Source organism: Aeromonas caviae (assembly GCF_000819785.1).
In the GTDB taxonomy this organism is placed as follows: Bacteria; Pseudomonadota; Gammaproteobacteria; order Enterobacterales; family Aeromonadaceae; genus Aeromonas; species Aeromonas caviae.
Genome location: NZ_CDBK01000032.1, coordinates 1 through 14,475, shown reverse-complemented (window position 1 = coordinate 14,475; position 14,475 = coordinate 1). Strand labels below are relative to the sequence as shown.

Here is a 14,475-nt window from a genome sequence, read left to right as displayed (position 1 = left end):
CTGGATGCCGGCAGATCAGCCGCGCCAGTCTTGCAGCGCCTTGAGGCTGGCATACTGGCCGCCGACCTGCAGGACGATGTAGTCCTGGGCGATGGCTGCCAGGATGACACCGGGGGCGATCTCATTGCCCTCGCGCCACTCCCGTCCATTGAGCACCACGGCCCGCTTGGCCGGGTCGGAGGAGTAGTTGTGGGCACCATAGGTCAGGGACGGTACCTGCTGTTTCAGGGCCGGGCCCAGGGCGCCGAGGGGGATGGCACTGGTCTGGACCTGAGCATGGGGCGCACTCTCTTCCACCAGCGGCGTGTTGTTGAGGGCGGCCATCAGCCGTTCTGCCAGACTCTGTCCCCCCTGGTTTGCGGTAGTCGCAGCCGGGGTTGCGGCAGGTCTTGGAGCGACCACGGGCTCCGGCAAGGGGGGCGGCAGCGGCCGGGTGATCATGGGCCTGGGTTCGACCCGCACGAAGGGGGGAGTCACCACTTCCTTCACTTCGACCTGCTGTTCCACGGGTTTGAGGTGATAGAGGTGCCAGCCATAGTTGGCGGCGGCGCCCATCACCAGGGCCAGGGGCACCAGGGCCCACCAGATCCAGCGGCGGTTGGGCTCCTCTTCCTGGCTCACGGGCAGACCCATGAGCGGCATATGGGGGGTGAACTGGGGCTGGTCGGCCCGGCGCAGGGCCTTGAGCAGGGTGGACATCAGGAGGCCTCCTCGACCATGGGATCCGTCTCATCATCCGCCACGCTGTCGAGATCGACCGGCGTACTGGCTCGCAGGGATTCATCCTCCAGCCTGGGCATGGGTTCGCCGGAGGCCACATTCAGCCGCAGCAGGGTGTTGCTGCCGGCGATGCCGTCCGGGGTCAGTCCCTGCTCGCGCTGGAACTGTTGCAGCTTGTTCTTGAGGGTGGAATCGAAGCGGCTCACCTTGCGATCGGGTTGCTGCATGGCGCGGCTAAGGGCGTTGTCCAGCCACTGCACCTGGGCAGCCCCGGCATTGCTCGCTATCAGGGGCACGTTGCCCCTGGGCATGCGCCAGAGCAGGGTGTAGCTGCCGCCCCAGGCGTCGGAGAGCCACTGCCTGTCCACCTGCCAGCTCTGGTTGCCGATGAGCAGGGAAGCCTTGTCCGCCCCCAGGCTGACCAGGGTGGCGTAATAGAGGCCGCCGGTCTCGTCGGTGAGACTGATGAGGGCCGGGTATTGCAGAGTCTGCAATTGCGCCAGGGAGGCTTCTCCCTCCTGGCAGCGCAGGCCCGCACGGGGAGCATTGTCGCAGGTTGCCTCCTCCAGCTCGGCCTGGTAGCCCCATACCTTGTAGAGATTCTGCATGGCGACGTCCGGCTCCAGCGCCTGATTGATGGCGCGGGTCAGCTGGGCCTGCTGCTCCGGCGTGTCATCCACCTTGACCGGTACCTCGACCTTGACCAGGGGGCGGGCTGGGAAGAATCCGAAGAATTGCCAGCCCCACCAGCCGGTGGCGACCAGCAGGGCGCCCACCAGGGCGACCGTGAGGCCGGATTGCCAGCTTCCCTCGTCGCGAATGCCGCTCACCTCATACGCGGACTGGCTGATGTCCCCGTGCACTATCTTGTGGCTGCCACGGGCGAAGGCGGCGATGAGGGCGCGGTCGCAGATGAGGTTGATGAGACGGGGAATGCCCCCTGAGAGGCGATGCAGGGTCTGGATGGCCCTGGGGGTGAAGATGGGCTGGACGCAGCCTGCCACCTGCAACCGGAAGCGGACATAGGCATCCACATCCTGGCGCGACAGCGGCAGCAGGTGATAGCGGGCGGTGATCCGTTGGGCCAGCTGGCGCAGCAGGGGCTGGCGCAGCATCTGTTGCAGCTCGGGCTGGCCGATGAGCACCACCTGCAGCAGTTTCTTCTCGTCTGTCTCCAGATTGGTGAGCAGTCGCAACTGCTCCAGCACGCCGGGCAGCAGGTGCTGGGCTTCATCCACCAGCACCACGCTGCGCTTGCCTGCCGCCAGATTCGCCAGCAGATGATCCCGGATAAGGTCGAACAATTGCTTGAGGCTGGCCTCTTCGCCGTAGGGCAACTGGAATTCGTCGCAGATGGCGGCCAGCAGATCCCGCTCGGTCAGAGAGGGATTGAGGATGTAGGCGATCTCGGTGTCGGCGGGCAATTGCTGCAGCAGGCAGCGGGAGACGGTGGTCTTTCCCGTACCCACTTCCCCGGTCAGCAGCACGAAGCCGCCACCGTCCTGCAACCCGTAGTTGAGGTGGGCGAGGGCCTCCCCGTGACGCTCGCTCATATAGAGGTATTTGGGGTTGGGCGAGATGGAGAACGGGGGCTCCGACAGACCGAAGAACTGTGTGTACATAAGGATCCATTCCATTGTTATGGGCGGCAGGTTAAAGCCTCCCAAAAGGGATGTCAAAGACCCGGATACCATAAGGGGAGCTGGCGCGAACCACGGGCTGAGTCGCCCGGGACGATGACGGGAAGCCGCCGCCCGGCTGAGTGATGGCGAGCCTGGTGCGACGGGTGCACATCGTCTCTCTTGGCCAAAAGCGGTATCATCGGGGCAAGTTTATCGAGGGAGAGTGCGCGTGCAGATTTATCTGGTCGGAGGGGCGGTGCGGGATCGCCTGTTGGGATTGCCCCAGGGTGACAGGGATCACCTGGTGGTCGGCGCCACGGTGGAGCAGATGCTGGGTCTCGGATTCACCCAGGTGGGCCGAGACTTTCCGGTCTTTCTTCACCCCAAAACCCAGCAGGAGTACGCCCTGGCGCGCACCGAGCGCAAGCAGGGGCAGGGTTACACCGGCTTCGTCTGCCATGCCGCCCCCGAGGTGACGCTGGAGCAGGATCTGCTGCGCCGGGATCTCACCATCAACGCCATCGCCGAAGATGAGGATGGGCAACTGCACGATCCCTACGGCGGCGTGCAGGATCTGGAGGCGCGGTTGCTGCGCCATGTCTCGCCGGCCTTTGCCGAGGATCCTCTGCGCATCCTGCGGGTGGCGCGCTTCGCCGCCCGTTTCCATGCCCAGGGGTTCGTGGTGGCCCCCGAGACGCAGGGGCTGATGCGCGAGATGACGGAGGCTGGAGAGCTGGCCCACCTGACCCCGGAGCGGGTCTGGAAGGAGCTGGAAAAAGTGCTGCTGGGGCCGACACCCCAGATCTTCTTCGAGGTACTGCGCGAATGCGGCGCCCTCAAGGCGCTTTTCCCCGAGCTCGATGCCCTGTTCGGGGTGCCGGCCCCTGCCAGATGGCACCCGGAGATCGACACCGGCATCCACACCATGATGGTGCTGGCGCAGGCATGTCGTCTCTCCCCCGAACTGACCGTGCGCTTCGCGTCCCTCTGCCACGACTTTGGCAAAGGGCTCACTCCGCCCGCCTTCTGGCCGAGCCATCACGGCCATGGTCAGAAGGGGTTGCCGCTCATTCGGGATTTTTGCGAGCGCTTCCGGGTGCCGAACGAGTGTCGCGATCTGGCACTGCTGGTGAGCGACCTGCACACCCATATCCACATTGCCTTCGAGCTCAAGCCCGCGACCCTGCTCAAGGTATTCGACAAGGCCGATGCCTGGCGCAGACCGGAGCGCTTTGCCCAGCTGCTCGATGCCTGTCGCGCCGACTTCCACGGTCGTACCGGCTTCGAAGAGAAGGTCTACAGTCAGCCGGACTATGTCGCTCAGGCCCTGGAGGCGGCGCAGGCTGTGCCGGTCAAGGAGATAGTGGCGGCCGGCTTCAAAGGGGAGGCAATCCGCGAGCAGCTTGCCAAGCGGCGGCTTGATGCCATCAGCCGGGTGCGCGACGAGTGGACCTTTATCGAGGAGTAAGCGCCGCAGCCGATCGACGCTCAATCGACGGCGTGATATGGGCGAAGCATAAAAAAGCCCGGGTCAATGACCCGGGCTTTTTGTCGTGCGGCGTGGGCTGCTCAGGAGAAGCAGGCCTGCAGCACGTAGAAGATGGCGATGGCCAAGATGGCGCCCGCGGGCAGGGTGATGACCCAGGAGACCACGATGTTGCGCAGCACGCCCAGGTTCAGGGCCGCGATGCCCCGTGCCAGACCGACACCCATGACGGCACCCACCAGGGTCTGGGTGGTGGAGATGGGCAGACCGGTGCCGGAGGCGATCACCACGGTGGCGGCGGTGGCCAGCTGGGCGGCGAAGCCACGGCTCGGGGTCAGGTGGGTGATGCCGGTGCCGACGGTCGCCATCACCTTCTCGCCCATGGTGGCCAGACCGATGACGATGCCGATGCCGCCAAGGGGCAGGATCCACCAGGCGATGTGGGAGCTGCCGCCGATCTCGCCGCCGGCCGCCACGATGGAGGCGACTGCAGAGAGCGGACCGATGGCGTTGGCCACGTCGTTGGAGCCGTGGGCGAAGGCCATGGCACAGGCGGTGATGATCATCAGGATGCCGAACACCTTCTCCACGTTGGCGAAGTGCATCTTGCTGTCATCTTTCGGGTTGTACTGCTGGCCGCGGATATAGATCCAGCCGGCAAACGCCACCGCGATGGAGATGGCGACGGAGAGCAGGACGCCCTCGCCATTGCTCAGGTGCAGACCGACGTGGGTCAGCCCCTTCTTGATGGTGACCAGGCAGATGACCAGGGACGTCAGGAACATGTAGAAGGGGACATAGCGCTTGGCGTTGTCCAGGGGGTTGTCCGTGTTGAAGATGAGCTTCTGCACGCTGATGAACATGAAGTAGGCGATGATGCCCGAGATGGCCGGCGTGATGATCCAAGAGCCGACGATGCCGCCAAACTTGTTCCACTGTACCGCTTCCGGACCGATGCTCACCACGGCGAAGCCCACGATGGCGCCGATGATGGAGTGGGTGGTGGAGACGGGCCAGCCGAAATAGGAGGCCAGGATCAGCCACAGACCCGCAGCCAGCAGGGAGGCGATCATGCCGAGCACCAGCAGATCCGGCGTGTCGGCAAAGGCGTTGCTGTCGATGATGCCGCTGCGGATGGTGGCCGTCACTTCGCCACCGGCCAGATAGGCACCGGCGAACTCGAAGATCATGGCGATGATGATCGCCTGACGGATGGTCAGGGACTTGGTGCCGACCGATGTGCCCATGGCGTTGGCGACGTCGTTCGCACCAATGCCCCAGGCCATCAAAAAGCCGAACAAGGCCGCCACGAGCACCAGGGTGGTGCCGTAATTTGCGATAATGTCCATTAGTAGTGTTTACCCAGTCAGTCGATTACGAACGAGCCAGCATCAATTCCAGACGGGCGCCAACGCGCTCTGCCTGATCAGCCAGGTCACCTACCCATTCGAGGATCTTGTAGAGGAACATAACGTCGATCGGATTGTATTTGTGCTCAACGGCTTGCAGCTGTTGGCGCAGTCCGATCTGCATGGTGTCAGTATCGTCCTCGATGAGATCCAGCTGGTGGATCATCTCGGCAACCATTTCAACTTCACGTCCTTTAAAGCCGGTTTCGAGCAGCTCATCGAGTTCTCCGATGGCTTTTTCGGCTTGGGCGGTCGCATCGATACAGCGTTTGAGATAGGCCATGAAATCGGCGCGCATCTCGGTGGGGAATTCCATCTTGCGGCCAAGCATGCGACCGGAAATATCCTTGGCACGGTTGGCAATCTTGTCCTGCTGGGTCAAGAGCTCCAGCAGATCGGTACGGGCGACCGGCAGGAACAGGCCGCGAGGGAGTTTCAAGCGGATTTCGCGCTTGAGGATGTCCGCTTCTTTTTCCAGCTGGGCGATCTGTTGCCGGATCTTCTCGGCATCTTCCCAGCGGTCTTCGGCAACGGCATCAAAGAAGGGAATGAGCTGTTCGCAGCACACGTGAACCTTGACAATATGCTTCTGCAGCGGCTTGATGGGGGACTTGGCAAAAAGACCCAAAATAGTATTTACTGGCATGGCCAAACCTGTGTCGGTGAAAAAACACTCGATACGATTTTATGAGGGGCGCATGGTAACCGAACTGTGCCATCAATAAAACCGTGAATTAATCGTGAACTGTCGCTGGCATTATATCCTCGCGACCCCGAACATGCCCCCCAAAGTTGCCCGCCAGCCCGGAATGACTATGCAAACTGAGATCGAGATAAAGTTTTTCGTCACCAGCAATATTCAAGAATCCCTCTCCAACCTTCTGAATTCAATAGAGATTATATCTTCCAATCAAGCCGCTCTTGGCAACGTCTATTTCGACACGCCCGATCTGGGTTTGCGTGGGCTCGAGATGGGGTTGCGCATTCGTCGCAGCGATGATTTTTCCGAGCAGACCATCAAGTGCCGGGGGCAGGTCGTGGGCGGATTGCACGCCAGACCCGAGTACAACACCCCGGTGGAGGGCACCATTCCGACCCTGTCTGCCTTTCCTGCCGATATCTGGCCGAGTCTGGTGGTGCGCGATGAACTCCAGAGCCGTCTGGTGGCCCAGTTCAGCACCGATTTCCTGCGCCGCCACTGGCTGATCGCATTCGGAGATGCCGAGATCGAGCTGGCCTGGGATCAGGGGGAGATTGCCGGTGCCCTGGGGCGTACCGGGATCGACGAGCTGGAGCTGGAGCTGAAATCCGGCGATGCCCGCGCGCTGTTCACCCTGGCGAGCAAGCTGGCGGCGCTGGGAGGATTGCGGCTGGGTGCCCAGTCCAAGGCGCAGCGCGGATACAGGCTGGCTGGGCTTGGTAAGCCACTGGCCGTGCAGCCCCTGCAAAGGATTGAGGGTAAAGGTCAGAAGGCCAGCATTACCCTGGGTATGCAGCACTGGCAGTATCATGAGCAGCTCTGGCTCGAGAGTGACGATGCTGGCGAACAACAACGGGCGCTGCATGCCCTGCTCGAGGGGGTATCCCTGGTAGCCGAGGCTGCAGGCACGCTGACGGTGCCACCCTCCTGGCTGGCCGACCTGCAGGCTCAACAGCGTCTGATGATGCAGGTGGCCGGGGATCGTGCATCACTGCATGCCCTGTTCCACCATGCCGACCTGGTGAGCCTGCAGCTGTCCATCGCGGCCTGGCTGCATCTGGGGGAGTGAATCTTAAGTGGTGCAGAGCGCAAAAAGGTGAGCCCGGGCTCACCTTTTTTATGGCAGTTGCACCTTGAGCGGCGCTATCAGTTCACCACGGCCACGTTGATGGTGCCGTTGCCCTGGGTCATGCGGACCCGGGCGCCAGGTACAAAGGTGGGGCTGGCCTTTTGTACTACCACGATGGATTCGCCGTTCTCTTTCTTGATCTCGAGCTCGACCCCGTCAACCTGGTTGAGTTTGTCCCCTGCCGCCTTGCCGGCCGCCGCACCCGCGATGGCGCCACCGGCCGCCGCGATGTCACTGCCACGACCGCCGCCTATGGTGCTGCCGAGCAGGCCGCCGACCACGGCACCGCCAATGGTGCCGATCAGGGAGTTCTCATCGGCCTGGATCTTGACCGGGCGGGTGGAGAGGATGGTGCCATAGCTGACGGTCTGTACCTGCTTGGCGCGATCCTTGGTGTAGACATCGCCGGAGTAGACGTCGCTGTTGGCACAGCCGGTGATGGCGGTGGTGGCCGCCAGCAGGGTGACGAGAGCAATACGTTTGAACATGATGGGCCTCCTGGGCGGGCATCGGATTAATCTGGTGATGAATTGCACTTTACGCCAACCAGATTGCGCATTAAACCCGCAAAGTGTAACCAATTATGTGGCCGGAAGGCTCCCGTGCCGGTGGTGGATGGTCAGGTCAGGGCTTTTTCCAGCAGCAGGCGATCCTCGCCCGGCCCGAAGTAGCCTCTCTCTTCTGCCAACTGCTGATAACCCAGCCTGAAGTAGAGGCGCTGGGCCGGATTGGCGGGATCAACGGTCAGTCTGACCCGCTCAACTTCCAGTTTCAGCAGTCCCTGCTCCACCTGCAACATCATTTGCTCGGCCAGGCCGAAGCCGCGCGCTTCGGGGCGCACCGCGAGGGAGAGCAGCCAGCCCTGCGACCGATCCTGACCAAGCCCGCCCAGGGCATAGCCCAGCAGCCGGCCTTCCCGCTCCGCGACGACCAGCAGTTCGGGCCACAGATCCATGGCCTGACGAAAGAAGAAACCGGGGTAGACATCCTCGCCGAAGACATCGGCATCTATCTGCCAGATGGCGTGCATGTCGGCGTGGGTGGCAAGGCGCAATACGGGGGACGAGTGCATCGGGGCTCCTCTGATCGGGTCTCTGCTGCGGGGCAGCCAAAAAGGAGGCACAGGGTAGAAGGGGCGGGGAGTCGATGCAAGGGGGGCATTTGTGGCATGCCGTAGATAAAGAAACAGGGCCCGCAGGCCCTGTGTCATCAGAGGAGGCTGGTCGCCTGCTCCAGCCAGGCGAGATCCTCGCCCTCCAGCAGCGGGCTCAGACGGCGGTAGACCTCCGCATGGTATTCGTTGATCCAGCGGAACTCCGCCGGACTCAGCAGGCTGCGATCGATGAGGCGGATGTCGAACGGCACATAGGTCAGTCGCTCGAAGCCCAGCATCGGCAGCTCGCCGCGGGCTTCCTGCTCGGTCACCACCACCAGGTTTTCACAGCGGATGCCGAAGGCATCTTCCCGGTAGTAGCCCGGCTCGTTGGAGAGCACCATGCCCGGCTGCAGGGCCACCAGGCTGCCCTTGGGGGCGATGCGCTGCGGACCTTCGTGCACGCTGAGGAAGTGGCCGACCCCGTGGCCGGTGCCATGGTCGTAGTTGTAACCGGCCTGCCACAGGGGCATGCGGGCCAGCACGTCGAGCTGGATGCCGGCAGTGCCACGGGGGAAGCGGGCCTGATCCAGGGCAATATGACCCTGCAGCACCCGGGTAAACATGGCCCTGTGCTCGTCGGTCACCTCACCCACTTTGACGGTGCGAGTGATGTCGGTGGTGCCGTCCAGGTACTGGGCGCCGGAGTCCACCAGATAGATGCTGTCCTGGCCGAAGGCGCGCGGGGTACCGTTGGTGTGGCGGTAGTGGCACATGGCGGCGTTGGGGCCGAGTGCCGAGATGGTGTCGAAGCTCGGCTCCACATAGTGCTCCTGCTCGTGGCGGAAGGCTTCCAGCTGGTCGGCCAGGGTGCCTTCGTCCACACCGTCGAACTCGCCGCTGGCGATCAGGCGATCCAGCCAGGCCAGGAAGCGAGTGACGGCAACGCCGTCGCGCAGGTGGGCGGCACGCATGCCGGCCAGCTCCACGGGGTTCTTGCACGCCTTGGGCAGCATGGTGGGATCCTGGCCGGCCACCAGAATGGCGCCCGCCTCTTCCATCACGAGCTGGGTCCAGGCGTTGGCGGTGTTGGGGTCGGCCAGCACCTTCTGCTGATCCTCGCCGATGCGCTGCAACACGTCACCCAGCTTGTCGATGGGGTAGACGGAGACATCCTGCCCCACGTGCTGGCTGAAGGCGAAGCAGTCGATCTTGTCGGTATCGACGAAGAAATCCATGGTGGCGTTGGCGTAGAGCACCGCAAAGCCCAGCACCACCGGCAGGCGTTCCACGTCGCGACCACGCAGGTTGAGCAGCCAGTTGATGGGCTCGGCCTGGGTCAGCAGCACCGCATCCAGCCCGCGCTTGCGCAGATCGCTGGCCAGCATTTCGCGCTTGGCCTGGCTGGACTGGCCCGCCAGCTCCTCGCTGTAGAGGATGACAGGGCTCTTGGTCGGAGCGGGACGATCGCTCCAGTGCAGATCGATGGGGTTCTCGTCGATGCGCACCAGCTCGATGCCGTGATCGGCCAGCACGGCGTTGGCGTTCTGATACCAGGCCAGGCTGTGCAGGCGGGCATCGAAGCCGACCCGGGAGCCTGAGGGCAACTGCTCCGCCAGCCACTGCACGTGGGGGTCTTCATTGAGGTGGAGAAACTCGAACAGCTCGGCCGGCGCCTGCATGCGGGCCTGCACGGTATAACGACCGTCGATGAACAGGGCCGCCCGATGCGCCATGATGATGGCGAGCCCGGCGGAGCCGTTGAAACCCGTGATCCAGTCCAGCCGCTCGGCATAGGCGGGAATGTACTCCCCCAGATGCTCGTCGTCGTGGGGAACGATGAAGGCGTCCAGCTCCAGCGTGGCCAGTGTGGCCCTGACCTGGGCGACGCGGGTTTCAATAATCTCGAAATGGTTCATGTCGTTATTGCCAGCTTGTGGTGATGTGAGTGTTCATTGATGGTGGCCGCTTGCCAGGATCTGTCTGATCGATTGGCCTGCCGCCTCGATGTGTTGCTTGAGCAGTACCACTGCTTCGTGCTTGCGCCGGGCGCGGCACAGTTCAAGGAGTCGGGCGTGCTCCCGCTCGGCCTTGTCCACGCCGCCCTGGGCGAACAGCAGTTCGAAACGCACATAGCGGTCGCAGCTCAGATTGATCTGGGCGATCAGTTCCAGTGCCTGGGGGCGATTGGCTGCCTGGTAGAGGGTGGCGTGAAAGCGGTGATTCAACTCGGCCCAGTGTTCGATCTGGGTGCCAGACTCCAGCGCCAGATCAAACTGGGCGAGGATGGCTTGCGCCTGGGCGAAGGTCTCCTCCGTCATCAGGTCGACGGCGTGGAACAGGGTATCGGCTTCGAGCAGTGCCCGCAAATAAAAGAGCTCCTCGATGGCCGAGGCATCCAGCATGGTCACCACGGCGCCGCGATGGGCCTCGAACTTCACCAGCCCCTGGGCTTCCAGTTGCATCAGGGCCTCCCGCACCGGGATGCGGCTCACCGCCAGCTCCTTGGCGATGGCGTCCTGGCGCAGGGGGGCGCCCGCTGCAAACTCGCCACGCAATATCCGGCCGCGGAGGTTCTCCATCACCATCTGGGTTCGGGTCTTGTAAGGTGGGGTCATGCTGGGGTCACGGGCAGGTTGCAAAATTGTATATTGTATAAAGTTTGGCTGAATCTAACGCGCAAGGGCCGTCAAGGCAAGGCTTGGCGGGAGCCATATGCCGCGCATCGGCCAAAAAAATACCGGCCAGCAGGGCTGACCGGTACGGGATTGCGAGACGCGAGGCGCGTTTCTTACAACTGCGGGCCCGCCGCGACCAGGCGTTTGCCTTCGTCGTTGTCGGTGAAGCGCTCGAAGTTCTTGATGAAGCGCCCGGCCAGATCGGCCGCCTTGGCATCCCACTCGGCCTGGTCGGCGTAAGTGTCTCGCGGATCCAGGATGGCGGGGTTGACGCCCGGCAGCTCGGTCGGCACTTCCAGGTTGAACACCGGCAGTACCTTGGTCGGCGCCTTCTCGATGGAACCATCCAGGATGGCGTCGATGATGCCACGGGTATCCTTGATGGAGATCCGCTTGCCGGTGCCGTTCCAGCCGGTGTTGACCAGATAGGCTTCAGCCCCTGCCGCTTCCATCCGTTTCACCAGCTCCTGGCCGTACTTGGTCGGGTGCAGGCTGAGGAAAGCCGCGCCGAAGCAGGAGGAGAAGGTCGGGGTCGGCTCTGTGATGCCGCGCTCGGTACCGGCCAGCTTGGCGGTAAAGCCGGACAGGAAGTGGTACTTGGTCTGCTCCTTGGTCAGCTTGGCGACCGGGGGCAGCACACCGAAGGCGTCTGCGGTCAGGAAGATCACCTTGGTGGCGTGACCCGCCTTGGAGACCGGCTTGACGATGTTGTCGATGTGATAGATGGGGTAGGAGACACGGGTATTCTCGGTGCGGGAACCGTCGTCGAAGTCGATGGTGCCATCGGCGGCCACGGTCACGTTCTCCAGCAGCGCATCGCGGCGGATGGCGTGGTAGATGTCCGGCTCGGCCTCTTCGGAGAGCTTGATGGTCTTGGCGTAGCAGCCCCCTTCGAAGTTGAACACGCCGTGATCATCCCAGCCGTGCTCGTCATCACCGATCAGCTGACGCTTGGGATCGGTGGAGAGAGTGGTCTTGCCGGTGCCGGAGAGGCCGAAGAAGATGGCCACGTCCCCATCCTTGCCCACGTTGGCGGAGCAGTGCATGGAGGCGATGCCGCGCAGGGGCAGGAAGTAGTTCATCATGGAGAACATGCCCTTCTTCATCTCGCCACCGTACCAGGTGCCGCCGATGAGTTGCATCTTCTCGGTCATGTTGAAGGCGACGAAGTTCTCGGAGTTGAGACCCTGCTCCTTCCAGTTCGGGTTGGTGCACTTGGCACCGTTCATCACCACGAAGTCCGGTTTGAAGGTCTTCAGCTCCTCTTCGCTCGGGCGGATGAACATGTTCTTCACGAAGTGCGCCTGCCAGGCCACCTCGGTGATGATGCGCACCGCCAGGCGGGTGTCCGGGTTGGCGCCGCAGAAGCCGTCCACCACGAACAGACGCTTGCCGGAGAGCTGTTTGGTGACCAGCCCTTTCAGATGTGACCACACTTCCGGGGTAATCGCCTTGTTATCGTTTTTACCCTGGTCAGACCACCACACAGTATCCTGGGTAGTGGCATCTTTGACGATATATTTATCTTTAGGGGAGCGGCCGGTGAAGATGCCGGTGTTGACGTTGACGGCGCCAAGCTCGGTGACGACGCCACGCTCGAAGCCCTCAAGGTCTGAGCGGGTCTCTTCAGCGAAAAGCTGCTCATAGGAGGGGTTGCGAACGATTTCCTGGCTGTTTTTGATACCGTATTGGTCCAGCTTCAGTTGTTGGGCCAGGGTGGGTTCTACCACGATTGTCATTGTATTCTCCTGGGTTCAGAGGTGTGTAGGGTTCTATCTGACGTTCATGCTACCACCTAGGTGGTAGTTTTTAGCGATCGCCATCAAACTTTATAAAATAGGGTATTTTTTTGTTATTTAAGTTAAAGGCGGGTTTTGCCCGCCTTTGATTAGTGTAACTGGTTTGCATCATTACCGGGAGCCCTGCTGAACAGGGTTTCGATGTCTATCCCGTCGAATTCGTAGTGGGCGCCGCAGTAATCGCAGTGCATGTCGATCTTGCCGAGCTCCTGCACCATGGATACCGCTTCCTCCTTGTCTATCTGCAGCAAGGCCCCTTCGCAACGGGCGCGGGAGCAGGTGCAGCGGAACTCGATGGCCTGGGGATCGAACACCCGTACCTTGTCCTGGTGGTAGAGGCGGTAGAGGATCTCTTCCGCGTCCAGACCGAACAGCTCTTCGTCCTTGATGGTGGTGGTGAGCTGGACCAGGTGGTCGAAATCTTCGCTGTGATCCTCGCTCTGGGCCGGCAGCTCCTGCAGCAAGATGCCCGCCGCACGGGGCTCGCCCTCGTGGTGGCCGGTGCGGATCCAGAGGCGGGTGGCCAGTTGTTCGGACTGGGCGAAGTAGTGCTCCAGGCAGGCCGCCAGGGTGTCGGCCTCCAGGGCGATGATGCCCTGATAGCGCTCTCCCTGATCCGGGGTGATGGTGATGACCAGATGGCCGTTGCCGATCAGGCTTTGCAGCTTGCCGTCCGTCGGCAGTTCCCCTTCATAGCGTGCCACGCCGCGCAATTGCTGGTTGTTGTCGCCGTTGATGACGGCCAGACGCACCGGACCATCCCCCTGCAGCTGCACCGTGATGGAGCCTTCGAACTTGAGGGTAGCGGTCAGCAGGCTGGTGGCAACCAGCAGCTCGCCCAGCAGGTGCTGCACCTGTACCGGGTAGTTCTGGGCGTCGATGATGTGGCGGTAGGTACGATCCAGCTGGACCAGCTCCCCACGCACTTCGTACTCTTCGAACAGATAGCGATACAGGAGGTCTTGGTTACTCATCATGGTTTCCTAGGATGTTCTTGGGGAAAAATAAACACATTGTTAAACAGGTGGTTAGGAACTAATTCCTCCACCTGTCGTCATAAAGGGGCCACAGACGCGGATTAGGATTGCTTGACCCGGATAAGCTGGCGTCGCTCCTGCTTGTCGGGTCGGCGCTCCGGGCTTGGGGCAAACTGGCTGTTGAAGCGGCGGGCTTCGCTGTTTTCGGCCCGTTTCTTCAGGCTGGTCTCTGTCTCTTCATAGAGTTGCTGGGCCAGCGGGGCGGATTTGCGCTGCTCGCTCACCTCGAGCACCCGCACCTCCCGCTCGTCCTGGCCTTGCCAGAATCGCACCAGGGCGCCGACCTCGACCGCCTTGCCCGGCTTGGTGCGCTGGCCGTTGTAGTGCACCTTGCCGCCGTCGATCTGATCCCGCGCCAGACTGCGGGTCTTGTAAAAGCGGGCGGCCCACAGCCACTTGTCGAGACGGACCTGAGTGCTGTTTTGTGCTGGATTCGACATGGATCGGCTCCGGGATGGCTGAAAAGGTGCCTGATTATACCAGAGGCGGGCCCCGGGATAGAAACAGGGGGCATCCGGGTGTGACGGAAACTGAATTTTCACCCCTTGGTCCCATCCGGTCGGTTGTCTCTGGGTCCATTGCCGTACACAATAGCCAACCGACTTGGATGCCAGACAATTTTGAGAAAGATGACGCTACCGTTCAGGGATGATTTGTTGACTTCCCTTCTGGCTCGCTGCAAGGCCATGCCACTCTCCCGTTTCAGCCAGCCCCTGTTCTGGCTTCTGCTGCTGTTGCTGGCCCAGCAGTGCGCCGTGCTCACCTGGCGCCTGTACGAACTGGCCCAGCCCGCCCCCTTGAC

At 62.3% G+C, this 14,475-nt stretch carries 13 protein-coding genes; 2 read left to right on the top strand and 11 right to left on the bottom strand.

What is annotated here, in order from left to right; genetic code table 11:
• Nucleotides 1–15: 15 nt before the first annotated feature.
• Complete coding sequence (gene exeB / locus BN1120_RS03890) at nucleotides 16–699, bottom strand: GspB family T2SS assembly factor variant ExeB (protein ID WP_042014849.1); 684 nt, start codon at nucleotides 697–699, stop codon at nucleotides 16–18.
• A complete protein-coding gene (locus BN1120_RS03885) occupies nucleotides 699–2,342 on the bottom strand; it encodes an ExeA family protein (RefSeq protein WP_042014848.1) in 1,644 nt (547 codons plus the stop codon). Before BN1120_RS03885 ends, exeB begins: the two co-directional genes overlap by 1 nt.
• A gap of 229 nt (nucleotides 2,343–2,571) precedes the next feature.
• Between BN1120_RS03885 and BN1120_RS03880 the strand changes: the two genes are divergently transcribed.
• Nucleotides 2,572–3,810, top strand: coding sequence for a multifunctional CCA addition/repair protein (locus tag BN1120_RS03880; RefSeq protein ID WP_042014847.1), 1,239 nt, complete (start codon nucleotides 2,572–2,574; stop codon nucleotides 3,808–3,810).
• 101 nt (nucleotides 3,811–3,911) lie between these two features.
• Here BN1120_RS03880 and BN1120_RS03875 read toward each other — a convergent pair whose 3' ends face one another.
• The gene (locus BN1120_RS03875; protein WP_010675737.1) at nucleotides 3,912–5,177 is read right to left on the bottom strand and encodes an inorganic phosphate transporter; all 1,266 of its coding nucleotides are present in this window, start codon (nucleotides 5,175–5,177) and stop codon (nucleotides 3,912–3,914) included.
• A 25-nt stretch (nucleotides 5,178–5,202) separates the two neighbouring features.
• Nucleotides 5,203–5,883, bottom strand: coding sequence for a TIGR00153 family protein (locus BN1120_RS03870; protein WP_010675736.1), 681 nt, complete (start codon nucleotides 5,881–5,883; stop codon nucleotides 5,203–5,205).
• Between the two features lie 169 nt (nucleotides 5,884–6,052).
• On the opposite strand from BN1120_RS03870, the gene BN1120_RS03865 reads away from it, so the two are divergent.
• A complete protein-coding gene (locus BN1120_RS03865; RefSeq protein ID WP_042014845.1) occupies nucleotides 6,053–7,006 on the top strand; it encodes a CYTH domain-containing protein in 954 nt (317 codons plus the stop codon).
• A gap of 77 nt (nucleotides 7,007–7,083) precedes the next feature.
• On the opposite strand, the gene BN1120_RS03860 is transcribed toward BN1120_RS03865, so the two are convergent.
• From BN1120_RS03860 to hslR, 7 genes are all read right to left on the bottom strand, one after another.
• Nucleotides 7,084–7,554 carry an outer membrane lipoprotein gene (locus BN1120_RS03860; RefSeq protein WP_010675734.1) on the bottom strand — a complete coding sequence of 157 codons (471 nt, stop codon included), beginning with the start codon at nucleotides 7,552–7,554 and terminating at the stop codon, nucleotides 7,084–7,086.
• A gap of 131 nt (nucleotides 7,555–7,685) precedes the next feature.
• A complete protein-coding gene (locus BN1120_RS03855; protein ID WP_042014844.1) occupies nucleotides 7,686–8,138 on the bottom strand; it encodes a GNAT family N-acetyltransferase in 453 nt (150 codons plus the stop codon).
• A 137-nt stretch (nucleotides 8,139–8,275) separates the two neighbouring features.
• Nucleotides 8,276–10,078, bottom strand: coding sequence for an aminopeptidase P family protein (locus tag BN1120_RS03850; RefSeq protein WP_042014842.1), 1,803 nt, complete (start codon nucleotides 10,076–10,078; stop codon nucleotides 8,276–8,278).
• 33 nt (nucleotides 10,079–10,111) lie between these two features.
• Nucleotides 10,112–10,777: a GntR family transcriptional regulator gene (locus tag BN1120_RS03845; protein ID WP_029314822.1), complete on the bottom strand. Its 666-nt coding sequence runs from the start codon at nucleotides 10,775–10,777 to the stop codon at nucleotides 10,112–10,114.
• A gap of 173 nt (nucleotides 10,778–10,950) precedes the next feature.
• Entirely contained in the window at nucleotides 10,951–12,576 is a 1,626-nt protein-coding gene (pckA, locus tag BN1120_RS03840; protein ID WP_010675730.1) for a phosphoenolpyruvate carboxykinase (ATP), read from the bottom strand.
• 149 nt (nucleotides 12,577–12,725) lie between these two features.
• Nucleotides 12,726–13,610, bottom strand: a complete 885-nt coding sequence (gene hslO, locus BN1120_RS03835) for an Hsp33 family molecular chaperone HslO (protein WP_010675729.1) — start codon at nucleotides 13,608–13,610, stop codon at nucleotides 12,726–12,728.
• Between the two features lie 104 nt (nucleotides 13,611–13,714).
• Nucleotides 13,715–14,113 carry a ribosome-associated heat shock protein Hsp15 gene (gene hslR, locus BN1120_RS03830; protein ID WP_042014839.1) on the bottom strand — a complete coding sequence of 133 codons (399 nt, stop codon included), beginning with the start codon at nucleotides 14,111–14,113 and terminating at the stop codon, nucleotides 13,715–13,717.
• Between the last annotated feature and the right edge of the window lie 362 nt (nucleotides 14,114–14,475).

Excerpts from the sequence above, each read along its gene's own strand:
- hslR (WP_042014839.1), bottom strand. The coding sequence starts at position 14,113 with ATGTCGAATCCAGCACAAAACAGCACTCAGGTCCGTCTCGACAAGTGG.
- BN1120_RS03885 (WP_042014848.1), bottom strand. The coding sequence starts at position 2,342 with ATGTACACACAGTTCTTCGGTCTGTCGGAGCCCCCGTTCTCCATCTCG.
- hslO (WP_010675729.1), bottom strand. The coding sequence starts at position 13,610 with ATGAGTAACCAAGACCTCCTGTATCGCTATCTGTTCGAAGAGTACGAA.
- BN1120_RS03845 (WP_029314822.1), bottom strand. The coding sequence starts at position 10,777 with ATGACCCCACCTTACAAGACCCGAACCCAGATGGTGATGGAGAACCTC.
- exeB (WP_042014849.1), bottom strand. The coding sequence starts at position 699 with ATGTCCACCCTGCTCAAGGCCCTGCGCCGGGCCGACCAGCCCCAGTTC.
- BN1120_RS03860 (WP_010675734.1), bottom strand. The coding sequence starts at position 7,554 with ATGTTCAAACGTATTGCTCTCGTCACCCTGCTGGCGGCCACCACCGCC.
- BN1120_RS03875 (WP_010675737.1), bottom strand. The coding sequence starts at position 5,177 with ATGGACATTATCGCAAATTACGGCACCACCCTGGTGCTCGTGGCGGCC.
- BN1120_RS03850 (WP_042014842.1), bottom strand. The coding sequence starts at position 10,078 with ATGAACCATTTCGAGATTATTGAAACCCGCGTCGCCCAGGTCAGGGCC.
- BN1120_RS03855 (WP_042014844.1), bottom strand. The coding sequence starts at position 8,138 with ATGCACTCGTCCCCCGTATTGCGCCTTGCCACCCACGCCGACATGCAC.
- pckA (WP_010675730.1), bottom strand. The coding sequence starts at position 12,576 with ATGACAATCGTGGTAGAACCCACCCTGGCCCAACAACTGAAGCTGGAC.
- BN1120_RS03865 (WP_042014845.1), top strand. The coding sequence starts at position 6,053 with ATGCAAACTGAGATCGAGATAAAGTTTTTCGTCACCAGCAATATTCAA.
- BN1120_RS03870 (WP_010675736.1), bottom strand. The coding sequence starts at position 5,883 with ATGCCAGTAAATACTATTTTGGGTCTTTTTGCCAAGTCCCCCATCAAG.